Annotated in this window: 21 protein-coding genes; 12 read left to right on the top strand and 9 right to left on the bottom strand. The window is 67.2% G+C overall.

The window, feature by feature from the left end; genetic code table 11:
* Position 1: 1 nt before the first annotated feature.
* The gene (locus ACFRAU_RS16530; protein ID WP_378000736.1) at positions 2–379 is read right to left on the bottom strand and encodes a VOC family protein; all 378 of its coding nucleotides are present in this window, start codon (positions 377–379) and stop codon (positions 2–4) included.
* 180 nt (positions 380–559) lie between these two features.
* Between ACFRAU_RS16530 and ACFRAU_RS16525 the strand changes: the two genes are divergently transcribed.
* The 8 genes from ACFRAU_RS16525 to ACFRAU_RS16490 all read left to right on the top strand — a co-directional run bounded on the left by ACFRAU_RS16525 (position 560) and on the right by ACFRAU_RS16490 (position 6597).
* Positions 560–1237 carry a hypothetical protein gene (locus ACFRAU_RS16525; protein ID WP_378000735.1) on the top strand — a complete coding sequence of 226 codons (678 nt, stop codon included), beginning with the start codon at positions 560–562 and terminating at the stop codon, positions 1235–1237.
* 93 nt (positions 1238–1330) lie between these two features.
* Positions 1331–1801 (top strand): hypothetical protein, encoded by a 471-nt coding sequence (locus tag ACFRAU_RS16520; RefSeq protein ID WP_378000734.1) that lies wholly within the window; start codon positions 1331–1333, stop codon positions 1799–1801.
* 79 nt (positions 1802–1880) lie between these two features.
* Entirely contained in the window at positions 1881–2348 is a 468-nt protein-coding gene (locus ACFRAU_RS16515) for an SRPBCC family protein (RefSeq protein ID WP_377995986.1), read from the top strand.
* 38 nt (positions 2349–2386) lie between these two features.
* Positions 2387–3001, top strand: coding sequence for a TetR/AcrR family transcriptional regulator (locus tag ACFRAU_RS16510; RefSeq protein ID WP_377995985.1), 615 nt, complete (start codon positions 2387–2389; stop codon positions 2999–3001).
* 121 nt (positions 3002–3122) lie between these two features.
* Positions 3123–4046 carry an AEC family transporter gene (locus ACFRAU_RS16505; RefSeq protein ID WP_377995984.1) on the top strand — a complete coding sequence of 308 codons (924 nt, stop codon included), beginning with the start codon at positions 3123–3125 and terminating at the stop codon, positions 4044–4046.
* Positions 4047–4142: 96 nt separating this feature from the next.
* Positions 4143–5315, top strand: a complete 1173-nt coding sequence (locus tag ACFRAU_RS16500) for a cytochrome P450 (RefSeq protein ID WP_378000733.1) — start codon at positions 4143–4145, stop codon at positions 5313–5315.
* Positions 5312–5692 (top strand): nuclear transport factor 2 family protein, encoded by a 381-nt coding sequence (locus ACFRAU_RS16495; RefSeq protein WP_378000732.1) that lies wholly within the window; start codon positions 5312–5314, stop codon positions 5690–5692. Before ACFRAU_RS16500 ends, ACFRAU_RS16495 begins: the two co-directional genes overlap by 4 nt.
* A gap of 101 nt (positions 5693–5793) precedes the next feature.
* Positions 5794–6597: a hypothetical protein gene (locus tag ACFRAU_RS16490; protein ID WP_378000731.1), complete on the top strand. Its 804-nt coding sequence runs from the start codon at positions 5794–5796 to the stop codon at positions 6595–6597.
* Here ACFRAU_RS16490 and ACFRAU_RS16485 read toward each other — a convergent pair.
* The 4 genes from ACFRAU_RS16485 to ACFRAU_RS16470 form a co-directional block, all read right to left on the bottom strand.
* Positions 6582–7793 carry a fumarylacetoacetate hydrolase family protein gene (locus tag ACFRAU_RS16485; RefSeq protein ID WP_378000730.1) on the bottom strand — a complete coding sequence of 404 codons (1212 nt, stop codon included), beginning with the start codon at positions 7791–7793 and terminating at the stop codon, positions 6582–6584. The genes ACFRAU_RS16490 and ACFRAU_RS16485 overlap by 16 nt on opposite strands.
* Positions 7790–9301 carry an aldehyde dehydrogenase (NADP(+)) gene (locus ACFRAU_RS16480; protein WP_378000729.1) on the bottom strand — a complete coding sequence of 504 codons (1512 nt, stop codon included), beginning with the start codon at positions 9299–9301 and terminating at the stop codon, positions 7790–7792. Before ACFRAU_RS16480 ends, ACFRAU_RS16485 begins: the two co-directional genes overlap by 4 nt.
* Positions 9298–10644, bottom strand: coding sequence for an L-fuconate dehydratase (locus tag ACFRAU_RS16475; protein WP_378000728.1), 1347 nt, complete (start codon positions 10642–10644; stop codon positions 9298–9300). The genes ACFRAU_RS16480 and ACFRAU_RS16475 overlap by 4 nt, the downstream gene beginning before the upstream one ends.
* 196 nt (positions 10645–10840) lie before the next feature.
* Positions 10841–11563 carry a GntR family transcriptional regulator gene (locus ACFRAU_RS16470; RefSeq protein WP_377995977.1) on the bottom strand — a complete coding sequence of 241 codons (723 nt, stop codon included), beginning with the start codon at positions 11561–11563 and terminating at the stop codon, positions 10841–10843.
* A 225-nt stretch (positions 11564–11788) separates the two neighbouring features.
* On the opposite strand from ACFRAU_RS16470, the gene ACFRAU_RS16465 reads away from it, so the two are divergent.
* Positions 11789–13120, top strand: coding sequence for an MFS transporter (locus ACFRAU_RS16465; protein WP_378000727.1), 1332 nt, complete (start codon positions 11789–11791; stop codon positions 13118–13120).
* An 85-nt stretch (positions 13121–13205) separates the two neighbouring features.
* Here the strand turns inward: ACFRAU_RS16465 and ACFRAU_RS16460 are convergent, their stop codons facing one another.
* The 3 genes from ACFRAU_RS16460 to ACFRAU_RS16450 all read right to left on the bottom strand — a co-directional run bounded on the left by ACFRAU_RS16460 (position 13206) and on the right by ACFRAU_RS16450 (position 16803).
* Complete coding sequence (locus ACFRAU_RS16460) at positions 13206–13688, bottom strand: pyridoxamine 5'-phosphate oxidase family protein (RefSeq protein ID WP_378000726.1); 483 nt, start codon at positions 13686–13688, stop codon at positions 13206–13208.
* Between the two features lie 100 nt (positions 13689–13788).
* Positions 13789–15303, bottom strand: a complete 1515-nt coding sequence (locus tag ACFRAU_RS16455) for an APC family permease (protein WP_378000725.1) — start codon at positions 15301–15303, stop codon at positions 13789–13791.
* Between the two features lie 72 nt (positions 15304–15375).
* Positions 15376–16803 (bottom strand): flavin monoamine oxidase family protein, encoded by a 1428-nt coding sequence (locus ACFRAU_RS16450; RefSeq protein WP_378000724.1) that lies wholly within the window; start codon positions 16801–16803, stop codon positions 15376–15378.
* A 145-nt stretch (positions 16804–16948) separates the two neighbouring features.
* Here ACFRAU_RS16450 and ACFRAU_RS16445 point away from each other — a divergent pair, with 145 nt between their 5' ends.
* The gene (locus tag ACFRAU_RS16445) at positions 16949–17656 is read left to right on the top strand and encodes a TetR/AcrR family transcriptional regulator (protein ID WP_378000723.1); all 708 of its coding nucleotides are present in this window, start codon (positions 16949–16951) and stop codon (positions 17654–17656) included.
* Between the two features lie 72 nt (positions 17657–17728).
* Positions 17729–19309 (top strand): hypothetical protein, encoded by a 1581-nt coding sequence (locus ACFRAU_RS16440; RefSeq protein WP_378000722.1) that lies wholly within the window; start codon positions 17729–17731, stop codon positions 19307–19309.
* A 5-nt stretch (positions 19310–19314) separates the two neighbouring features.
* Here the strand turns inward: ACFRAU_RS16440 and ACFRAU_RS16435 are convergent, their stop codons facing one another.
* Positions 19315–21582 (bottom strand): putative bifunctional diguanylate cyclase/phosphodiesterase, encoded by a 2268-nt coding sequence (locus ACFRAU_RS16435; RefSeq protein WP_378000721.1) that lies wholly within the window; start codon positions 21580–21582, stop codon positions 19315–19317.
* Positions 21583–21917: 335 nt separating this feature from the next.
* Here ACFRAU_RS16435 and ACFRAU_RS16430 point away from each other — a divergent pair, with 335 nt between their 5' ends.
* Complete coding sequence (locus ACFRAU_RS16430) at positions 21918–22148, top strand: hypothetical protein (RefSeq protein ID WP_378000720.1); 231 nt, start codon at positions 21918–21920, stop codon at positions 22146–22148.
* The last annotated feature ends 72 nt before the right edge of the window (positions 22149–22220 follow it).

The following is a 22220-nucleotide window of genomic DNA, read 5'->3' as shown; positions in this document are numbered from 1 at the left end:
GCTAGTCCTGGTGCAGCTGGATGTAGTTGCCGCAGCCGTCATCGAACACTGCGGAGATCCCGGAGGGATCCTCCGCGGGCTCGCCACGGAACTGGACGCCGGCGGCGGCCAGTCGCTCATACTCGGCCCTGACGTCCGGTGCGCCGAAGACGATGGCGGGGATCCCGGCGTCGTACAGGCCCTTGCTGTAGGCGGAGGCGATGGGGTTGTCGCTGGGCTCCAGCAGCAGGCCCACGGTGCCGGCCGCTCCCGGGTCCTTGACGATGAAGAGGTTGTGCTCGGGCATGGCCATGAGAGTCTCGAAGCCGAGGGTCTCCGTGTAGAAGGAGTGCGCCGCGGCAGGGTCCTGGACATGGATGCTGCACATTTTGAGTCGCATGGCGCCTACGCTACGCCGCACGGCCGCAGCTGCAAACCGCCGGGCCGCCCGGGCTTCGCCGCATGGGACCTGGCTGCACCCGTTGACCGGGCGCTGCCCATTGACCGGCGCCTCCGCAGGCGATGCAATTTAACTGCGGCCCGAATTGCCGGGCAGCGCCCGTCCTTGGGAGGTGCAGTGGTGCCCGCAGTTTCCGAAGCCGCCCCCTTGGGGCTGCTGCAACTGGTCCTCTGGAGCGCAGTGCTGGTGGCCGCCGTCGCCTGCACGGTTTTCGTGGTGCGCCACCATTTAAGGACGTCCGACGGCGACAGTCCGGACCTGCTGTTCTGGGACCTTTTCGGCGGCGCGGTGGTGATCGCCCCGGCCCTGCTTATTCCCGCGGTGGCTTCGCCACTTGCCGGGCTGGCGCTGGCCGCCGTGGCGGGGGTGAGCGGCGTTGCCGCCTACCGCAGCAGCCCTGCGGTGCTTTCCTGGTACGACTCCCGGCGGCGCCGGCGGGTGGACGGCCCGCGGTGCCGGGTGGCCGCCGGCGTGCATGATGAGATCCTCGGCCGCTGGGCGCGCTATGAACTCGACCCCGCACTGGCCATCAGCTACCCGGACCTGGCGGACGTCCGGCGGCCCGAAACCGCTGCTTTTGTGAAAGCCCTCCGGGAGGCCGAGACGCTGAAGACCCTCGCTGATCCCGGATATCCACACGCCGTCGAGCGTCTCGGCCAGGCGCTGGACTGCGCGGAAACCGCCGCGGGCGTCCCGGCAGGCCTTCGGCCTGCGCCGATTACAGGTACAACGGGGTTCATAGGCACCGCGTCGTTCACAGACACCGCGACGTTCACAGGCCCAGCACAGCGGCGGTGAAGCCGCATCACACACCGGAATCGGACTATTTTCCCAGGCCGCACCAGCGGCCGGCCCGGTCATCGGCCGGGTCCGGAGAATAGGAGATTCAGAATGGCCAAAATCAACAAGATGACGGCGGGGATAGTCCTTGCTGCCGCCGTCGGGGGCGGGGCGATCGGGGCCGCGGCCCTCCCCGCCATGGCGGACAGCAGCACCGCGTCCTCGACGTCGGCGAACGCGCAGGGCGGCTACGGAGGCGCTGGCTACGGAGATGCCGGTGGCAGCGGCGGCCCCCGCGGCCAGCACCAGGCGAACGGGAAGACCGAGGAAATCCTGACGGGCGACACCGCTGCCAAGGTCGAGGCCGCCGTCAAGGCCGCCCAGCCCGGCGCCACCATCGAGCGGATGGAAACGGACGCCGACGGCGCCACCTACGAAGCCCACATCACCAAGGCGGACGGCACCCGTGCCACCGTCCTGTTGGATGCAAACTTCGCAGTCACCGGCACCGAGGAGGGCTTCGGCGGTCCCGGCGGGCGCGGCGGCCCGCAGGGCTCCGGCGACGCCGCCGCCAACAGCTAGCGGCGGCCGCAAAAACCGGCCCGCTGCATCTCCCGGGTTGCAGCGGGCCGGTTTGGGGGCGCGGCCTTAGGATGGGGCCATGTCAACGTACTCAGTCTCGCGCAGCACAGTCATCCCCGCCCCTGCCACGGCCGTGTTTCCGCTGGTCAACAGCTTCCGCGAGTGGCCCAAGTGGTCGCCGTGGGAGGCCGTGGACCCGGACATGAAGCGGACCTACTCCGGCGCGGAATCGGGCGTCGGCGCCAAGTACGCCTGGAGCGGCAACCGCAAGGCAGGTGCCGGCAACATGGAAATCGTCGAGTCGCAGGAACCTGATGTCATTCGGATCCGGCTGGAGTTCACCAAGCCGTTCCCGGGAGTGAACCCCACCATCTTTACGTTCGTTCCGGAGGGCGGCGGCACCCGCGTCACCTGGGCCATGACAGGCGAGCACAAGGGCATTGGCAAGGTTTTTGCACTGTTCATGAACATGGACAAGATGGTGGGCGGCGACTTCGAGAAGGGCCTGGCATCGCTGGCCACTGCCGCCGGCAGCGGTCAGGCCTAGGAGCGCACCGTTCACCAACCGGCAGAGGGGCAACGCGCATGAAGCCAGCAGCGGCGCCACGGCAGCGTCGCCTCCGGCAGGATTCAATCCGCAACCAGCAGGAGCTCGTTGTGGCTGTCGGCGAACTGCTCCGCGAGGACCCGGATTCGGCAACCATGCCCGCCGTGGCTGAACGTGCGGGGCTCTCGCTGGCGACTGCCTACCGGTACTTTCCTACGCTCGATGAGCTTCACCGCAAGTTCATGCTGAGCGTCATCGACGGGCTTTACGAGTCAACGAGGGGCCTGCAAAGCAATGGAATGGACCGCTTCAAAGACACCATGGCGCAATGGCTTAAGGTGGTGGCCGAGTACGGCCCCGCCATGGTTCTGGTCCGCTCCCGCGAAGGGTTCCTGACGAGGCTGCGGGCGGGCGAACCTCACGCCCGCGCCCTTGAACGGGTATGGGGGCCGCCCGTGCGGCAACTGCTCGAGGAAGCCAACATTGACGGGAGCCAGCTTCCCTACGCGCTCTCCCTGTTCAACGCCATGTTCAACTCCAGGGAAATCATGGATTTCCGGGCGGTGGAAAGCATGCCGGACGGGCAGCTCGTGCAGCGGTGCAGCCGCCTCTACTGGAATGCCCTTCAGGGACTGCGCGGCACCAAGGACTGACCCGCCACCCCGGACGGCCGGGTCCCTTCGAACGCGATCCGGCACTAAATAAAACTGTAGTCTTAGATAAGCGCCGACCGGCCGGCGTCGTAATGGCTAGAAAACGATTGAGGACAGCGGCTTGGATGGAGTCTTAAAGGGATTCTTTGTGGTGGGCATGGTCCTGCTTGTCGGCTACATTTTGGCCAGGACGAACGCGCTCGGCCCCCACGGAACCAAGGTGCTGTCCACCCTGACGTTCATGGTGGGGCTGCCGAGCCTGATGTTCTCCACGATCGCTTCCCGGCACATCTCCGAAGTCCTCAGCCCCACAGGCCTCATCTCGGTCGTCACGGCACTTTGCTGCATGGCGCTGTTCGCGCTCAGCGGGACGGTCGGCAGGTGGGGCGTCCGGCGCACCACGGTCGGCGCGCTGGCCACGGGAATCGTCAATTCCACGAACCTGGGCGTTCCGCTGTCCCTGTACATACTGGGCAGTGCCACGTTCGTAACCCCCATCATGCTGTTCCAGCTGGCGCTCGTGACCCCGGTGGCGCTGACCATCCTGGACCTGACCGATCCCGAGGGGAAAAGGGCGTCTGTGGGGAGCATCCTGACCACTCCCCTGCGCAACCCCGTCACGGTGGCGGCCATTCTCGGCGTCATCGTCAGCGCGGCCGGGCTTGAACTTCCTGCACTGGTGCTGGATCCGCTGAAGCTGGTTGCCCAGCTGACCGTTCCCCTGATGCTGATCATCTTCGGCATGTCCCTCCACGGCCTGTCACCGCGTCAGGGCACGGTGGACCGCGTCCCCACGCTGTTCGCGGTGATCCTCAAGTCGGGGGTCCAGCCGCTGCTCGCATGGCTGCTGGCCGTGTTTGTGTTCCACCTCGATACGTTCAGCACCTTCGTGGTGACGGCCTGCGCGATCCTACCCACCGGCCAGAATGTGGTCCTCTACGCGGTCCGGTACGGCGTGGGCCAGAACCTTGCGCAGTCGACCGCGGTGATTACCTCTGCCCTGGCCGTCCCGCTGCTGCTCGGGGCTGCCTGGATGTTTGGCTGAGTCCCGTTGGTTTATGTCCCGCCCGCGCTACTGACGGCGGCCACCTTCGCGGAATAGACTCGGCTCCTACGGGCCAGTGTCCCAGGGAGGCCAGCCATGGACTTGCGACGCGATGATGAGTCACCACTGAACCCCTTCCCGCACTACGAGAGGATGCGGGAATCCGCCCCCGTCTTCCATGACGAGCAGTCCGGAACCTGGCATGTGTTCCGGTACGACGACGTCCAGCGGGTTCTGTCCGAACACGGCACCTTCTCGTCAAGGATGGGAGGGGACGATCCGTCCGAAACAGGCCAGCTCTTCGCGGCGAGCCTGATCACCGCCGATCCGCCCAGGCACCGGCAGCTGCGTTCCCTGGTGACCCAGGCGTTCACGCCCAGGGCAGTCGAGGCGCTTGCTCCGCGCATCTCGGCACTGACGGAGGAGCTGCTGGATGGAATTGCCCCGAAAGGATCGGCCGATCTCATCGAGGAGCTGGCCTACCCGCTGCCTGTCATCGTGATCGCGGAGCTCATGGGCATCCCCGCCGAGGACCGCGACCGCTTCAAGACCTGGTCAGATGTCATCGTCAGCCAGACGCAGACCGGAGCCCAGACCGCCGACCACAGCACCACCAACCGGGAAATGACCGAATACTTCCTGGCCCTCATTGAACACCGCAGACGCCAGCCCGGAAATGACCTGATCAGCAACCTGCTGCTGGCCGAGATCGAAGGGCAGAAACTCAGCGTGCCCGAGCTGCTGGGCTTCTGCAGCCTGCTGCTGGTGGCCGGAAATGAGACAACCACCAACCTGATCGGCAACGCCGTCCTCTGTTTCACGGAAGCGCCGGGAGCAATGGAGCGGCTTCGCGCCGAAGCGCCCCTGCTCCCCCAAGCCATCGAAGAAGTGCTGCGCTACCGCTCTCCGGTCCAGTCGATGTACCGGGTGGCTGCGGCTGACACCACGGTGGGCGACACCCGGATTCCGGCCGGTGCGCCGCTGGTGGCCTGGATTGGCTCGGCCAACCGCGACGGGCGCCAATTCGAGCGCCCCGAACAGTTCGACGCCGGCCGGGCACCAAACAGGCACCTCGCCTTCGGCCACGGCATCCACTTCTGCCTGGGGGCCCCGCTGGCCAGGCTCGAAGCCAGGATTGCGCTGCAGGGCATTCTGGACCGGCTCCCGGAACTGATCCTCACTCCGGGAGCCCACCTCGAACGGATGGACAGCACCATCGTTTACGGAGTCAAGGAGCTGCCCGTCAGCTGGCAGGGGGCCGGCAGATGACCACTCTCAGCGACGCAGCGCCCGAAGTCCTGCAGCGCTACTACCGAATCCTGAGCGCAGGAATCGACGCCTACGATCCGGCCGGCGAGCTTGGAACGCTCCTCGCGGACGACCTGGAGTTTGAAGGTCCGCTGGCCGGCAAGCGCAGAGGGGCCCAAGGCTTCTGCCAGGGCGTCAAGGGCTTCATCGCCAATGTCACGGCGATCGATGTCATCCAGGAAGTCCACGGACCGGACGGATCGGCAACGCTTTACGATGCCGGCATGCCCGGCGGGACAGTGCGCTTCGCCGAATTCTTCAGCATCAGCGACGGCAGGATCACGGCACTGCGGATACACTACGACGCCGCCGACTACACCCGGAAGGGCGGCCGCTGACCGCAGGCCCGGATGCGGGGCCTCTTCACATCTGCCTCTTGACCCGGCCTCCTTCGGCACCGATGCTGGTGCTTCGTTGTGTTGCCGCCAGAGGAAGGCCGATGATGTCCACTACTCGATCCGTTCTGTCCCGTTTCCGTTGGCTCCCCGTGCTGGCCGCCACCGTCCTGCTGCTGCTTCCGGCCGTCCCGGCCCAGGCAGCCGCGGCGGGAGTCGGCAACGATGTTTCCTGGCCCCAGTGCGGCAAGGCCCTGCCGAAGGGGCAGGCCTTCGGCATCGTGGGGGTCAACAACGGCCTCGCAAACACCACGAACCCTTGCCTCGCAATCCAGCTGACGTGGGCCGGGTCCTCGTCGGGCACCACGGGACAGCCCAGGGTGGCGCTGTACGTCAACACCGCAAACCCCGGATTGGCCGGCAGCTGGTGGCCCACCAGCAACACCCATGCCGGAACGGCGGTCTTCAACCCGTACGGCCAGTGCAAAGCGAACGAGGTCGGCCCGGCCTGCTCCTACATGTACGGCTGGGCCAAGGCCTACGACGACGCGTACATCCGCGGCATCAGCAACCCGTCAGGTTATACGTGGTGGCTGGATGTGGAAACCGGCAACTCCTGGTCCGCCGACAAGACGGCCAACCGGGCTGACCTGGAGGGAATGGTCGCCTTCTTCGGCAGCATCAACGCGAAGGCAGGCATCTACTCCACCGCCACCCAGTGGGCCCAGATCGCCGGCACTGTTCCGGCAACCAGCCCGCTGTACACGCTCCCCAGCTGGCTGGCCGGGGCCAGAACCCTGACCGCGGCCAGCCGCAACTGCTCCAGTGCCGCACTGACCGGAGGCGGCAAGGTCTCACTCACGCAGTACGTCTCCGGCGGCTACGACAACGACTACTCCTGCATCTGACCGCCTCCGGTGGCTGCACCCTCGGGCTGACGCTGTTGCGCGAGGTAGCCAAACAGCTGCCGCAGGCCGAAGGTCCACTCCGGCAGCTCCTCGGCCGCGCCCACCCGGTTGATGAGGGCGCCGAGGTGGCGGCTCCGGATGGTCACAACATCGCCGTGCTTGTGCGTGAAGCCCTGTCCGGGCTCGTCGCGGTCCTGGGTCGGCGCGAACAGCGTGCCGGTGAACAGGGCAAAGCCGTCCGGGTACTGGTGGTGCCTGCCGCGGGTGGCCGCCACGAGCTCCTCGAACGGCCTGCTGATCCGCGCCAACGTGTTCCGCCCCTCGAGCCGGTAGCCGTCCAGGCCTTCGACGCGCAGCAGGATCTCCTCCTCGCGGAGGGTGTCGAGGGTGAAGCCGCCGTCGAACAGCCGGATCAGCGGCCCCAGGGCGCTGGACGCGTTGTTGTCCTTGGCCTTGCCCAGCAGCAGGGCGCTGCGGCCCTCGACGTCACGCAGATTGACGTCATTGCCCAGCGTGGCTCCCACCACCTCGCCGCGGGATGTGGCGATCAGCACCAGTTCCGGTTCCGGGTTGTTCCAGGAGGAGAACTGCGGGATGCCGATCCCCGCGCCCAGGCCCACCGAGGACAGCACCGGGGCCTTGGTGAACACCTCCGGGTCCGGCCCGATGCCCACCTCGAGGTACTGCGACCAGAGACCCTCGGCGATCAGGATCCGCTTGGCCTCGGCCGCCTCCGGGGACCCGGGGCGGACCATGGTGATGCTTCCGCCGAGTGCCTTCCCGACCAGCTCGCGCATCCCGGCCGCGCGCCCGGCGTCGCCGGCACACCGTTCCTCGATCACGCGCTCAATCATGCTGTCCACGAACGTCACGCCGCAGGCCTTGATGACCTGCAGGTCCACCGGCGCGAGCAGATGCGGGCGGGCGGTGTCCCCCGCCAGCGAGGCCTCGACGACGTCGGCGGCAACCCACCGCTGTTCGGCCAGCGACGGATCCTGGAGCGCCGCGCGGACGGCGGCGGCGGGATCAGGCAGTTCGAGCAGTTCCGACACTGTGCCGGCCAGGCGGGTCAGGTCGACGGCGAAGTCTCCGCTCAGTGCCACCACACGCGGACCGCCGGTGGCGGGGTCCCAGACCCGGCCAACCAGCAGCGCCTGGTCCGCGTCCTCCGGAAGGACGTCCCGGGCGGCGCTCACAGCGCACCCTCCTGAGCACCCGATGGCCGGTGCCAGGCGCCGTCCACCCGCTGCGGCACGTTCCACGGGTTGCTGTCCCGCAGCGGCTCCGGCAGCCGGGCCGCAGGGAACGACTGGTATGCCACCGGCCGCAGGAAGCGCCGGATGGCGGCCGTCCCCACGGAGGTGGTGGCCGACGTCGTCGCCGGGTACGGACCCCCGTGGTTCTGCGCGTAACTGACCGTGACTCCGGTGGGCCAGCCGTTCCACAGCACCCGGCCACTGATGTCGGTGAGCCGGGCGGCCAGTTCAGCCACGTCGTCGTCCTCCTCGGCCTGCAGCGTGGTGGTCAGCTGACCCTCGAGCAGTTCGGCCAGAGCGGGAAGTTCATCCTCGTCCTCGTATTCGACCACCAGGCTGGCCGGGCCGAACATCTCCTGCCGCAGGATGCCGGGATCGCTGCGCACGGCATCGGCCGTAGTGCGCAGGACCGTGGGTGCTGGTGCCGCGGCGAAGTCTCCCTCGAGCAGCACATCCACGCCGGCGGTGCCGCTGAGCCGGCGGACGGCGTCACTGTAGCCGCCATGCAGCCGTTCGCTCAGCAGCTGCGCCGGGCTGAACCCTGCCAGCGCTCCGGCGAGGACGCCGCGCAGCTCCCCGGGCCCTGCGACGGATCCGGCGGCAGGAACGAACAGCAGTCCCGGCTTGGTGCAGAACTGGCCCATGCCGAGGGTGAAGGATCCGGCGTAGCCCGCGAGGATCTCCTCGCTCCGGCCCGCCCAGGCCTTCGGCGTGACAAAGACGGCGTTGATGCCGCCCAGTTCGCCAAAGAACGGGATGGGCTCGGACCGCGCGGCGGTGCGGTCCAGCAGCGCCCGGCCACCCGCCGTCGAGCCTGTGAAGCCGATGGCCTTGACCAGCGGGTGGTCCACCAGCGCCTCGGCGGCCCGCCGTCCGGTAACCAGGGAGAACAGGCCCGACGGCGCCCCGGCAGCGTCCAGCGCAGAGGTCACCGTCTCGGCAGTGCGGACCGCGAGCCCGCGGTGTCCGTCGTGCGCCTTGTGCACGACGGCGCAGCCGGCCGCGAGAGCCGACGCACTGTCCCCGCCCATCACGCTGAACGCGAAAGGAAAATTGGACGCTCCGAAGACGCCTACGACGCCGAGGGGAACGTTGTAGCGCCGCAAGTCCGGCCGCGGCCCCATGCCCCAGTGGGGATCGGCGTGGTCGATCGTGGCATCGAAGTGCTCGCCCTGCAGGATCTCGGCCTCGAAGAGCCGGAGCTGGAAGACTGTGCGCCTGAGCTCACCATCCAGGCGGGGAATGCCCAGATGGGTTTCCCGGGCGGCGATCTCCACGAGCGCGGGCGCGTCCTGTTCCAGGCCGGTGGCCACGGCCTCAAGCCAGGCCGCCCGCGTAGCCGGATCCGCCGCCCGGGCCTTCTCGAAGGCGGACTGCGCGGACTCCACCGCCGAGTCCAGCTCCGCGACGGCGGTGGGCTGCCCGGCGTCGGTACCCGCGCCGGTCATCGGGCGGCCCCTGCCGGAGCGAGATTTGCTCCGGTGACGGCGGCCCGGCTGCCCACTTCCTGCCAGCCGGAGCCTGCCGGGAATTCCCAGCGGGTGCGGGAAGCGCTCAGCATCTCGGCGCCGGTGCCGGGGAGAACCGGGGCGGCATACCGTCCGTTGGTGATCCGGACGGGCTCGGCGAAGTGCTCGTGGAGGTGGTCGACGTATTCGATCATGCGGCCCTCCTGGCTGCCGCTGACGACGGCATAGTCGACGAAGGAAAAGTGCTGGACCAGTTCACACAGGCCCACGCCGCCCGCGTGCGGGCAGACCGGAACGCCGAACTTGGCCGCGAGCAGGAGGATGGCGATGTTCTCGTTGACGCCGGCCACGCGGGTGGAATCGAGCTGGAGGACATCGATGGCGCCGGCCTGCAGCAGCTGCTTGAACACGATGCGGCTGGCGACTGCCTCACCGGTGGCCACCCGGACCGGTGCAACGCCTCTCCGGATATCGGCGTGGCCCAGGATGTCGTCGGTGCTGGTGGGCTCTTCGATCCAGTACGGGTTGAATTCTGCCAGCTGGTTGACCCAGCCGACCGCTTCGGACACTTCCCACCGCTGGTTGGCATCAATCGCGATCGGCAGGTCGCCGACGGCTTCGCGGGCGAGGGCCATGCGGCGGCGGTCATCGCCGATGTCGCCGCCTACCTTCAGCTTGATCATGGAGAATCCGTCCGCGGCGGCCTCTTTGCTCAGCCGCACCAGTTTCTCGTCGCTGTAGCCGAGCCAGCCGGGTGAGGTGGTGTACGCCGGATATCCGCCAGCCGTGAGTTCGGCAATGCGGGCAGCCTTCCCGTCCTGGCCGGCCCGGAGAATCTCCAGCGCCTCCTCGGGGCTGAGGGCGTCCCGGATGTGCGTGAAGTCAACGACACTCACGAGCTCTTCCGGGCTCATATCGCTGAGCAGGAGCCACAGCGGCTTGTTTTCGCGGCGCGCCCGGATGTCCCACAGGGCTGAAACCAGCGCGCCGCAGGCCATCTGCGTCACACCCTTCTCCGGCCCCAGCCAGCGCAGCTGGGAGTCGTGGACCAGGCGCCGGGACGCGCCGCCCAGGTCATGGATCAGTTCGTCGATGTCCAGGCCCACGAGGAGGCGTGCGTAGGCATCGATGGCGGCGGTGAGGATCTCGTTGCCGCGGCCGCAGCTGAAGACGAAGCCGTGGCCCTCGTCGCCCGCGTCGGTGCGGATGACCACATAGGCGGCGGAGTAGTCCGGGTCAACGTTGACCGCGTCGGAGCCGTCGAGTTCAAGAGACGTGGGGAACCGGACGTCCTGGGTGCTGATGGAGGTGATGGAAGGCATGGTGCTTCTTTCGGATGTTCGGACTGGCAGAGGCGGGACTGGTGATTTCCTATATGAATTTCAGCAATCATATAGGAACTGTGATCCAAATCAAGGGCCTTTCCGCCCTCGCGTTCCAGCCACCCCTCCGCCCGGGCACGAAAAACCCCGGCGCAGCGGCCGGGGTTTGACTGGCGGCACCGAGGCATCGGCCTCCCTATTTGATGATCCGCTTCCCGGGCGGGCCGACGTCCTCCAAGGGGGCCAGCTCACCCTCAAACGCCTGGGCGAACCTGTCGAAAGAGTTGCGGATATGCCGGGTCATGGCAGCCTCCGCCGCCTCGGGATCACATGCCTCGATGGCGTCCGTGACGGCGGAATGCTCCGCCACGGTGATGGCGCCGTCCACATCCGCGGGATAAAGCCGGAAGGTATGGAGATGGCAGTGCGTCTGTGCGAAGGCGTGCCGGACCACGGGATTCCCCGAGGCGGCCAGGATGGTGTCGTGGAAGCGGGTGTCGTGCGCCACCAGATCCTGGCGCAGGTCCTTCGTAACGCCCATGGTTTCCCGGAAGACGGCGAGCTCCCTCTCCAAGGCGGACGCCGGATTGGCCAGCCGGTCGACGGCGGCGGCCCGGGCCGCCCAGGGTTCCACGAGGAGCCGGAATTCAAACAGCGAGCGCAGCTCGGCCAGATCCAGCAGCGGCGTGGTGCTGTACCCGCGGCCGGGGCTGTAGACCACCAGATTGTCGCCTTCCAGGCGCTGGAGCACCTCGCGGACCGGCGTCTGGGAAACACCGAGGCTGCGTGAGACCGCGTCGATGTTGATGCGGGCGCCAGGGGCCATGTCCCCCTCAAGAATGGCAGCTCGCATGGACGCATAGACGTCGCTGACGGCCGCCTTTCCGCGGGAAGTATCGGACGGTTGACGTGGTGGCACGCGGTTACCTCGTGATTCTGGACTGGCTGGACTCGCTGGGGGAATCATAAGCCACGCACTCCGGCTCCCCGCGGAAACTTTTTTCGGCCGCTACTTGATCCGCGTCACAAGATCTATATGATTAACCAGATTCCTATATGATTTTGGCGCCGATCTCTTCGGCGTCTTTCCCTCCCGCCGGTGCCCACAGCACCCGAAGCCATGTTCACGTCGAAGGAGACCCGCATGACTGCGCTCGGAAGCAAGACCGCCGCCACGTCATCCACAACAGCACCCCGCCAGATGATGACCCGCAACCGCTGGGTCATCATCTGGCTCGCCTTTATCGGCCTCAGCATCAACTACCTCGACCGCTCGAGCCTCAGCGTCGCCCTGCCGTTCATGGGCAAGGACTTTGAGCTCAGCGCCACCCAGCAGGGGCTCATCTTTGCCGCCTTCTTCTGGGCCTACGACTTCTGCCAGCTCGCCGCCGGCTGGTACGTGGACAAGGTGGGCCCCCGCCGGTCGTTCTCCCTGGCGGCCATCTGGTGGTCGGTCTTCACCATGGTGACAGCGGCCGCATCCAGCTTTTGGTCGCTCTTCGCGGCCAGGTTCCTCCTGGGTGTCGGTGAGAGCCCGGCCCCCAGCACCGCCGCCAAGGTGGTGGCCACGTGGTTCCCGGTCCGGGAACGTGCCTTCGCCACGAGCATCTGGGACTCCGGGTCCCGCGTCGGCGCCGTGATCGCACTGCCGATCGTCACCCTGATCGTTGCCCTCACCTCCTGGCACGCGGTGTTCATCATCATCGGCGTCGCCGGCGTCATCTGGGCCGCAGTCTGGTGGAAGTACTACCGCAGCCCCGGCGAGCACCGGGGAGCCAATGCCGCGGAGGTGGCCTACATCCGGGATGGCGGCGCCCGTGACGAGGCGAGCGATGATGCCGGCGCAGCCAGGCTGCCGTGGCGGTCCCTCTTCAAGTACCGCACGGTGCTCAGCATGATGTTCGGCTTCTTCTGCCTGAACAGCGCCATCTACTTCTTCATCACGTTCTTCCCCAGCTACCTGGTGAAGGAACGTGGCTTCGATCTCCTGAAGCTGGGCTTCTTTGGCGCCATCCCGGGCATCTGCGCGGTGCTGTGCGGCTGGCTCGGCGGCTACCTGGCCGATCGCGCGGTCCGGGTGGGCGCCTCCGTGACCAAGGTCCGCAAAACCGCCATCGCCGACGGCCTGGCCGGCGGCTCAGTCATCATGTTCGCCGCCCTCGTACCCGAGGCATGGATGGCCCTCGCGCTGCTTTCCGTGGCCTACTCCAGCCTGACCGTCGCCGCCACCGGCATCTGGTCGCTGCCGGCCGATGTGGCCCCAAGCTCCCGGCACGTGGGTTCCATCGGGGGCCTGCAGAACTTCGCGTCCAACCTGGCGGGCATCTTCACTCCGATCCTGATCGGCGTGCTGGTCGACCAGACGGGATCGTTCATCGCCCCGCTGGCCGTGATCGGTGCAGTGTCGCTGATCGGGGCCGCCAACTACCTGTTCATCATGGGCAAGATCGAACCCCTCAAGGTCAGGGAAGCCTAGAAACAGCAACGCGGGGCCACTTAGCGCCCAATCCGCCCCCCGGCCCCGGCGCTAAGTGACCCCGCGTTGCAGTTTGGAGCGGGAATTACAGGTCCACGGTCCCGCTCTCGCCGACGTCCATGCGGCTGTGGGTGACCTTCGACCTGACCCACTGCAGGACCGTCGCCGCCGTGCCTCCGGGGCTGGTCCAGTACTCCGCAGAGTCGGAATCCACGCGCAGCAGGACCACCTCGGGCGTGTCCGGACCGTCCGGGAACCAGGCCTCGACCGACTGGTTCCACAGTTCGCGGATCTTGGCCCGGTCACGCACCACTTCAGCAGTCCCTGCCACCGACACCCACTCCGTGCGCTTGCCGAAGGACACGTTAACCCTGGCATCGGCGGAGATGTGGGCCACCTGGGAGGTCCCCTCCCCCGTGAAGAACCACATGTCGCCGTCGTCCTTCACATCCTGGACGGCCAGCGGCCGGCTGACCAGGGCGCCTTGCCCGTCGATCGTGGTGAACATTCCGATATGGGAATCGTTGATGATGTCCGTGACCTTGCTGATGCTTTCCGTGCCCGCCATGCTGTCACCTCGTTCTGCTCGAGTACGTTCTCAGTACGTTCAGTTGACCCGGGTCAGTGCCCTAGTAAGCACCCTATTGGTAAGTGTGCTTAGTTTCCAGTCACAGACCGCGCGCCAGCACCTTGCCCCTGAAGAACTCGGGCCGGATCCGGGCCATTACCAGCGTGCTGACCACGCCAAGCAGGATGACGCCCATGCCCAGAATGAACACCATGCCCACGCCGCCCGCCGAGGACCCTGAACCGTACGCCGGATCCATCGAGTCGTAGGCCGTCTTGACGAACATCACCAGCAGGATCACGCCGCCCAGCAGCGGAGCCAGGAACTTGAAGAGGAACGCCCGGGCGCCGGTGAAGGCCACCGCGCGGAAGAACCACACGCACGCGAGCGCCGTGATCCCGTAGTAGAAGCAGATCATCATGCCCAGCGCCGTGATGGTGTCCCACAACGCGTTCTCCGACGTGGTCCGGGTGATGATGTAGAACGCCGCCGCGGCAACAGCCGCCGCAATGGTGGCGTAGCTGGGCGACTTGAACGTGGGGCTGACCTTGCCGAACTTATCCGGCAGGGCTTTGTAGTGGCCCATGGCCAGCAGCGTCCGGGCCGGGGAGACGAACGTGGACTGCAGCGAGGCCGCGGAACTGCTCAGGATGGCCAGCGACATGAGGATGGCAAAAGGCCCCATGACCGGCCCGGACAGGACCGCGAAGATGCTGGACTGGTTCTCCGGATTGCCGGTGCCCAGGCCGGCCTCCCCGACGCCGGCGAAGGACAGCGTGGCCAGGGCCGCCATCATGTAGATGGCCACGATGACGACGACGGTCACGGTGGCCGCCCGTCCGGGGGTCTTCTCCGGGTTCTGGGTCTCCTCGTTCATGGTCAGGGTCACGTCCCAGCCCCAGTAAATGAAGATCGACAGTGACACCCCGGCCGCGAACGCAGAGAAGGAATCGACGGCGAAGGGGTTGAACCAGTCAGGCGAGATGGCGGTGGCGTCGAACGCGGTCCCGTTGGCCACGTGGACGAACGCGGAGACTGCGAACCACCCCAGCACCAGCAGCTGGAATCCCACCAGGACGTACTGGACGCCCTTGGTGGTTTCCATGCCGCGGTAGGAGATCCAGCACGCCGCCGCGATGAACACCAGCGTGGTGGCGATGTTCAGCGGCAGGTTCTTTGACAGCTCAGCGATCCCGGGATTGCCGAGCAGCTGGGCGAGCATCAGGTAGAAGAAGTCGACGGCGACTGCGGCCAGGTTGGACAGCACGATGATGGTGGCGGCGATCAGCCCCCAGCCTCCCATCCAGCCGATCCACGGGCCAAAGGCGCGCGTTGCCCACGTAAAGGAGGTTCCGGCGTCGGGCATTGCGTTGTTGAGTTCCCGGTAGCCGAGCGCCACGAGCAGCATGGGGATGAACCCCACGAGGAAGACTGCCGGCAGGTGCACGCCCACCTCGGACACGGTGGGCCCGAGGGCCGCGGTGAGCGTGTACGCCGGCGCGATGCAGGACACCCCGATCACCACGGCGCCGACCAGCCCGACGGATCCGGCCTTGAGGCCCTTTTCACTCAGACTTTTGTGCGTGTCCTGGGTGACGGGGGCTTTTGTGCTCATGGGATTGCCTCTCCGGAGTGTCATTCCTCATCGAATGGGGTGCGGCCGCTGCGTGCGGGTGCGGCCAGTGGGTTAGCCGACGGCGGCCGTCGCGTTCGCCAGCGCAGGCTCGCCGTGCGCGGTGGCAGCCGCGGCGGCAGCCTTCGCGATGCGGGCCGCCGTGGCCTGGCCCATGCGGACCGCCCCGTCCACGTGCTGGTAGCCTTCGGCGGCGAGGTCGGACGAGCACCAGTAGATGGGGCCGACGGCGGCGTGCTGGTCCTTGCCGTAGCGGTGCAGTCCGCCCAGGTCGTAGCTCGCGGCGTAGGCGCCCCGCGTCCATTCCTCGGAGCCCCAGTCGGATTCGCAGTACACCTCGGGCTCCAGGGCCTTCTCGCCCAGGAAGCCGGCGACCGATTCCAGGATGGCGCGGCGGCGATCGTCGGCACCCAGCTCGAAGACGGCGTCGGCCTTTTCATCGGAGACAAAGCCCACGAGCGTTCCGCGGGTGTCGCCGTGGTTGGTGTTGTCGTAGACCTCCTGGACCAGCGAGCCGGCGCCGAACCCGGTGCCGGAGAGGCCCTCCTCGCGCCAGAACGGCGTGCTGTAGACGGCATGGACCTTGATGACCAGGCCCAGCGACTGGTGCTGGTGCATCTGGTGCTGGCGGCGCGGCAGCGGCGGGTTGAAGGAGACCCGGGAGTACAGGTTGGGCGGCACCGCCATGATCACGAAGCGCGCGTTGACCGTGGCCCGGTCGGAGACGGCGGTGACCCGGTGGCCGTTTTCGCCGTCGGCCTCCCAGTGGATGGTACGCACGGGGCTATTAAGGACGACGTCGGCACCCAGTTCCGCTGCCTGCAGCAGGGAGACCTGCTGCATCCCGCCGATAACCCGCTTGTCCAGGATGAAGTCCTCATCCGTGAGGTGGGTGAACGAACCTGCGGAGGCGGCCATCAGGACGGCCTGCAGGGCCGAGAAGGCGTGCGCCGGCTTGGTGAGCATGCCGCCGGCGATGAACAGCCCGATGTTGTTGCAGGCTTCCTCGTCCGCGGAATTCCGGCGCAGCCAGTGGTGGAAGGAGACGGTGTCCAACTCCCGCGCCTTGGGGTGCGCCCAGGGTTCGGTGGCGCCGATCTGTGCCGCCAGTTCGTCCAGCAGGGCGGTGAGCTTGTCCATCTCGGCAGCCGTGGTGGCGCTGACCGGGAACGTGTCCCCCGTGTAGCGGACCGGCGCGCCGTCCGCCCCGATGTAGACGGACTCGCCCTCGCGGTAGCGGGAGTAGGTGTCCAGGCCAAGCTCGTCCAGCAGGGCCAGCAGTGCGGTCTGGTCCGGCGATACCCACTGGCCGCCGATCTCGAGCATGGCACCGTCCACCGTGTCGGTCCACGTCCGGCCGCCGACGCGGTCACGGGCTTCGAGTACGGCGACCGTCAGGCCCGCCTTTTTCAGTTCGCGGGCAGCGGTGAGGCCGGAGGGGCCGGCGCCGACGATCACTACGTCGCGGTCAAGATTCAGCATGATGTCCTTTCTCTGTGGCCGCGCGAGTGATGCGAACCACTAAATGAATGCCATTCATTTATAAGAACTATAGAGCCTTTGAAGAGGGAGCGGAAGAGGCTGATGGAATAATGCGAAAGGACGTCCAACCGCAGAAAGGTCAGCCATGCCGGCAACACCAGCCGCAGCAACAGCCGGTTCAGCAACGGCTGGCTCAGCAACAGACCGACAGGGCAGCCGGCGCCGCGCCGGGCGCCCCGTGGGAGGCGTGCTGGACAAGGGCGGCATTACGGAAGCCGCGCTGCGGCTCATTGAAAAGAAGGGGTACGACGGCCTCACCATGGCCGCACTGGCCCGCTTACTGAACGTGGCGCCGTCGGCCCTCTACAACCACGTGAAATCCAAGCGGGACGTTCTTCTGCTGGTGGAGGACCATCTGGCATCACTCGTGGATGTCTCGGCCTTCGGCGGCGGACCATGGGAGGACGCCGTGCGGAAGTGGGCGTGGAGCTACCGCGACGTTTTCTCCCAGCACACCCCGCTGATACCGGTCATTGCCGTGCTGCCCGTGACCGACGCGCCGCAGACCCTGGCCATGTACGAGACGGTCAGCGCCGGCTTCCGCGACGCCGGCTTTCCCGAGGAACGGATCGTCTCGTCCATCGTCGCGCTGGAATCCTTCATCTTCGGCTCGGCCTATGACGTCACGGCGCCGGCGGACATCTTCGACCCCGGGACCATGGCGGAAGCGACGCCCAGCTTCACGGGCGCCGTCCGGAGCCTGGCCGAGCAGGGCCACGAACGGCCGGCCGACGTCGCCTTCTGCCTTGGCCTGGAGGCACTGATCAGCGGGCTGGGCGGCCTGCGGGACTGATCAGCGATATGCTCGTGTCCGGATGGCGTCCGCGGGGGGATGCGGCCGCCGCCGTAGGCAAAGGTCTCCGCCGTGGCTGTTCTGAAAGTCCTTGTCGCCGCCCTTCTCGCACTGGCCGTTCCGGCGGGGGCTGTGGCCTTGGCCACGCGGGCGAACGCGTCAGCGCAGGTCTACAACCCCTGCGCCAGGCTCAGCGCCGGGCAGACGAAATTTTCCGGTTTCGGGGCGAACAGGGTCACGTTCGCCACGGCCACCACGCGCAACACCAGCCTGCTCACCATCACCGGCTGCGTCCGTTCCGGCAGCCGCTACGTCCAGGAGTGGCAGGACTGGGGCTACGGCGGACAGTACGGGTTCGCGGCGCAGAACCGGGAATGGGAGGACACCTACCGGTCGCCCACCGGCTCCTTCAGCTTCACGGAGGCCCTGGGACGCAGCAATCCCGGCACCGCGCTGAAGTACTACAGGATCAACGCCCGGTCCCGCTGGGGCGGTGAATGGAACCGGAACTACAACCGGTACTTTGAAGGCGCCGGCGGCGACGCCGACGAGAACCTCTGGACCTTCATGAACCAGGGCTATTACGAGCAGGCCGCCGTCATCAACTACAACCGGCCGCCGGATTCCAAGACCGTCCTCGGCGCCTCGTACGCCATTTTCTTCCACGCCGGCCGCGCCCCCAGCGCCGGGTGCGTCTCCACGAGCCTGGCCACGGTCACGCGCCTGCTTCGGACCAGCCGGCCGGGAGACCGGATCATCATGGGCGCGGTGGATGACGTGTTCACGCCGTATTCGAGCAACCCGTTCGGCGCCATCACTGCCAAGTACGCCCGGACCGGCGGACCTGCCAGCTGGCTGGGCAACCCAGCCTCCCGGGAGGTGACCGGGCTGCGCAGCGGCGGGGCGTACCAGGTGTTCCGCGGCGGATCCATCTACTGGTCAGCTGCCGGCGGTGCGCACACGATCGGCGGCGCGATCCGCAGCAAATGGGCTGCCGGCGGCGCGCAGAACGGCAGGCTTGGCTACCCGACGTCGGATGAAGGGCGCGGACTCAGGAACGGCGGCGCCTACCAAGGCTTCCAGGGCGGCCGGATCCACTGGTCCCCAGCGACAGGGGCGCACATCACGCAGGGCGGAATCCTCGCCGCCTGGGCCGGGTCAGGCTACGAGCGCGGCGTGCTCGGGTACCCGACGTCGGATGAGTACGCCTTCAGCGGCGGCGCGGCACAGAACTTCCAGGGCGGCACCATCACGTGGACCGCCCAGGCCGGGGCGCGGATTGTTGCCGGCGCCATCGGCGCCAAGTTCAACTCTGCCCGCACCCTTGGGCATGCCACCACAAATGAACTCGCCACCCGGCTCGGCGGGCGCTACCAGGGTTTCCGGAACGGATACCTCGTCTGGTCCCGCGCAACGGGTGCGCACCTCTCCTCCGGTTCACACCGCACCGCCTGGCTGAACAGCGGCGCTGAAGCGGGACCGCTCGGTTTCCCCACTACCGACCCCCTTCCGGCCTCGGCGGGGGGCACCGCAACGGGCACCGTCCAGAACTACCAGCACGGACGGATTGCCATCGCCCCGGACGGTACCGTGACCGTCACACTGGACACCCCGCCGTCGTCCATTCCGTCTGCATCGCCGGCTGCTGGCTGAGCACGTCACGCGGAGGGCAGCCCGCTGTCCAGTCGGGCTGGCGAGAGCCATTCGTCCAGCTCGGCCGCCGGCACGGGGCGAAGGATGTGGAAGCCCTGCGCCTGGTCGCATCCGTAACCACCGAGCTGCTCCAGGGCCGGCCTGTCCTCCACGCCTTCGGCCACGACGATCAGGCCGAGGCTGTGCGCGAGGTTGATGGTGGAGGCCACCAGGGCTGCGGCCCGCGGGCAGTGGGTCATCGGGGCTATGAAGGAGCGGTCCAGTTTCAGCTCGTTGATGGGCAGGTCGCGCAGGTAGGCCAGGGAGCTGTATCCCGTGCCAAAGTCGTCGATGGCAATCTGGATTCCGCTGTCCTGCAGCCGGGACAGGATGTCCCTGGCGCGGCTGCGGTCCGGCATCATGAAGTCCTCGGTGATCTCCACCATCAGGGCGGACTCGGTCAGGTTCCGCGCACTGACCATCGTGGCGATCCGTTCGGGCAGTTCCGCGTCTATCAGCGTGCTGGCTGAGAGGTTGACCGCCACCGTCATCGGACGGCCCTGGCGGTGCCAGCTGGCGGCCTGGTCGAGGGCCAGGGTGAGCACCCTGCTGTTCAGGTCGTTCATGAGCCCCGCTTCCTCGGTGAGCAGAAGGAAGGAGTCGGGTGCGAGCAGCCCGCGCCGGGGGTGGTTCCAGCGGACAAGGGCCTCCACGCCCTTCACGTCGCCTGTCACCGCGTCCACCTTCGGCTGGTAATGCAGCACCAACTGGTCCTCGGCCAGGGCGGCGCGCAACTCCTGCAGCATCCGCAGCCTCTCCTCCCCCGGGTTCTGGTCCTCGCTGGCGTACACGTGGTGCCCGCTGCGCGATGTCTTCGCCCGGTACATGGCCGTGTCCGCCTTGCGCAGCAGCGTCTTCAGGTCCTCACCCTGTTCCGGGAACAAAGCGATGCCGACGCTGATGCCCACCTGCACGGCAATGCCCTTCAGGGTCAGCGGCTCACTCAGGGCGGCGCGCAGCCGGTCAGCGATCCGGACAGCCTCGTCCTGGCCGGTGTCGAGGAGGAGAATGGCAAACTCGTCTCCGCCCAGCCGGGCAATCAGGTCCCCCGGACGCAGGCAGCGGCGGAGCCGTTCACTGACCTGGATCAGCAGCCTGTCGCCCACGTCGTGGCCCAGGCTGTCATTGATCTCCTTGAACCGGTCGGCGTCCAGCAGCAGAAAGGCGCACTCCATTCCCGGCCTTGCGCTGAGCAACTCGGGGGCATCGGCGTACAGCGCGCGCCGGTTCGGCAGCCCCGTCAGCTCGTCCGTCCGCGACTGGCGCCGCACCTCAGCGAGCGTGACAAGCTTGCGGAAGGCCAGCTGGGTGCGGATACCCGCGGACAACAGCGTTGCGGCGGCAAGGGCGACGGCGAGTCCCGGCACGGGAATGCCTGTGCCCACGATCAGCACCCCGGCCCCTGCGGCCGTGGCAACCATCGGAACGGCCGGCGTCCACGAGCCTTCGCTGGCACCCTCGGCCCTTTCCTCCTGCCGGGCGAAACCGTCGGCCCAGGCTGCGATGAGGCAGAGTCCTGCCGTCCATCCTGCATCGAGTGGCGTGCCCAGCTGATAGGTGTCGTTGGCCAGCCTGAAAGCGTAGAAGGCATCGGCCACTGCGAACACGATAAGTCCCAGCATCAGGGTTGCCCCGCTGCGGGCCGTGGCAAGGCCAGGCACCGCTGCCATTCCTGCGGTCACCGCCAGGACGATGAGATCCAACAATGGGTAGGCAATGGCCACTGCCGTCGCCAGCGTGGGAAAGGAACTGGCCGCCGACAGCAACGGGGCGAGCAGGACAACCAGGACCGATGCGGCGCCGAGGGAGCCGACGACGGCGTCCAGCAGCACCGAACTTGCCAGCCTCTGGCGCAGGGAGAGCAGGTAGGCGAACAGTCCGCCAAGCACCAGCGGGTAAAACAGCAGGTAGCTAGCATCCGCAGGAGACGGGAAGGGCAGCGCAGTGCCCTCCGAGAGAGCGATAACGTAGAAGGTGCTCCCGGTTGTGTATGCGGTCAGGGCCATTGCCACCAAAACAAGCGGCAGCCGTGCTTTCGCCCGGAAGGCAGCCAGCCAGGCCACGGCAACCGGAGCCCACCCTGCCGGCACTCCAAGCCAGACGTCGACGCGCGGCAGGAGTCCCTCTTCATGAAGCATCAGGGCCGCCAGATACAGGCCCAACAGCACCCACATGCTCCACAGCAGGCCCCGCGAGCCCTGTCTCCCGCGTGGAAGATCAGCCTTTCGGCTCATGCCTGTCTTCATCCGCCCCCCAGCATCAGATGCGCCCAGCAGCTTGCTTGCCCGTCAATGAACCACAGGGGTCCGCCGGAGGCGAGGCACCGAACTAATTTCTCAATGGCGCCCTGGCCGTTTCGGGCACAGAACAACCGCATATGACACGAATCGTACGGCAAATTGAGATTCCATCCGAGAGCGGAATCACCACTCGGGTTCAGCCAGGGCTGCGCGAAGGGGCGCAGGTTGTTTATTCGAGCCTGTCTCCCGAGGCACAGCCCTCCTATACTCGATGCACCGGCGAATCACTGCAGAAGCAGGGACGGTAGTTTGGAAAGGTCGCGGTCACCGTGGTCAGGAATCCATTCAGGCATGCCTCGCACGGACACGGAGAGGAGCCGAAACCGGCCGTCCACCGATCATCGTGGCTCCAGCGCGAAGACGCCGGCATCAGCCACGGCAAGAGCAGCCTGTTCTTCATCGCCCACGAATCGCCGCCGCCGCCAACGGTGACCTGCATCCAGGGACACGAGGTCCTGCCCGGAGAAACGAGCTGCAGCCACGGCCATCCGGTCGGCTAAGTGATTCCGGACCCCAGACACCGGAGGTTTGGCCACCGAAGCCCGCACCGCCGTTCATGACGGAGGTGCGGG

Source organism: Arthrobacter sp. NPDC056691, from assembly GCF_042791415.1.
In the GTDB taxonomy this organism is placed as follows: Bacteria; Actinomycetota; Actinomycetes; order Actinomycetales; family Micrococcaceae; genus Arthrobacter.
This window is presented reverse-complemented; position numbering and strand designations above follow the sequence as displayed.

Coding starts and splice junctions, on each gene's coding strand:
- ACFRAU_RS16510 (WP_377995985.1), top strand. CDS start 2,387: ATGAAGCCAGCAGCGGCGCCACGGCAGCGTCGCCTCCGGCAGGATTCA.
- ACFRAU_RS16455 (WP_378000725.1), bottom strand. CDS start 15,303: ATGAGCACAAAAGCCCCCGTCACCCAGGACACGCACAAAAGTCTGAGT.
- ACFRAU_RS16435 (WP_378000721.1), bottom strand. CDS start 21,582: ATGAGCCGAAAGGCTGATCTTCCACGCGGGAGACAGGGCTCGCGGGGC.
- ACFRAU_RS16450 (WP_378000724.1), bottom strand. CDS start 16,803: ATGCTGAATCTTGACCGCGACGTAGTGATCGTCGGCGCCGGCCCCTCC.
- ACFRAU_RS16445 (WP_378000723.1), top strand. CDS start 16,949: ATGCCGGCAACACCAGCCGCAGCAACAGCCGGTTCAGCAACGGCTGGC.
- ACFRAU_RS16490 (WP_378000731.1), top strand. CDS start 5,794: ATGATGTCCACTACTCGATCCGTTCTGTCCCGTTTCCGTTGGCTCCCC.
- ACFRAU_RS16460 (WP_378000726.1), bottom strand. CDS start 13,688: ATGGCGGGCACGGAAAGCATCAGCAAGGTCACGGACATCATCAACGAT.
- ACFRAU_RS16520 (WP_378000734.1), top strand. CDS start 1,331: ATGGCCAAAATCAACAAGATGACGGCGGGGATAGTCCTTGCTGCCGCC.
- ACFRAU_RS16480 (WP_378000729.1), bottom strand. CDS start 9,301: ATGACCGGCGCGGGTACCGACGCCGGGCAGCCCACCGCCGTCGCGGAG.
- ACFRAU_RS16530 (WP_378000736.1), bottom strand. CDS start 379: ATGCGACTCAAAATGTGCAGCATCCATGTCCAGGACCCTGCCGCGGCG.
- ACFRAU_RS16495 (WP_378000732.1), top strand. CDS start 5,312: ATGACCACTCTCAGCGACGCAGCGCCCGAAGTCCTGCAGCGCTACTAC.
- ACFRAU_RS16500 (WP_378000733.1), top strand. CDS start 4,143: ATGGACTTGCGACGCGATGATGAGTCACCACTGAACCCCTTCCCGCAC.
- ACFRAU_RS16515 (WP_377995986.1), top strand. CDS start 1,881: ATGTCAACGTACTCAGTCTCGCGCAGCACAGTCATCCCCGCCCCTGCC.
- ACFRAU_RS16465 (WP_378000727.1), top strand. CDS start 11,789: ATGACTGCGCTCGGAAGCAAGACCGCCGCCACGTCATCCACAACAGCA.
- ACFRAU_RS16475 (WP_378000728.1), bottom strand. CDS start 10,644: ATGCCTTCCATCACCTCCATCAGCACCCAGGACGTCCGGTTCCCCACG.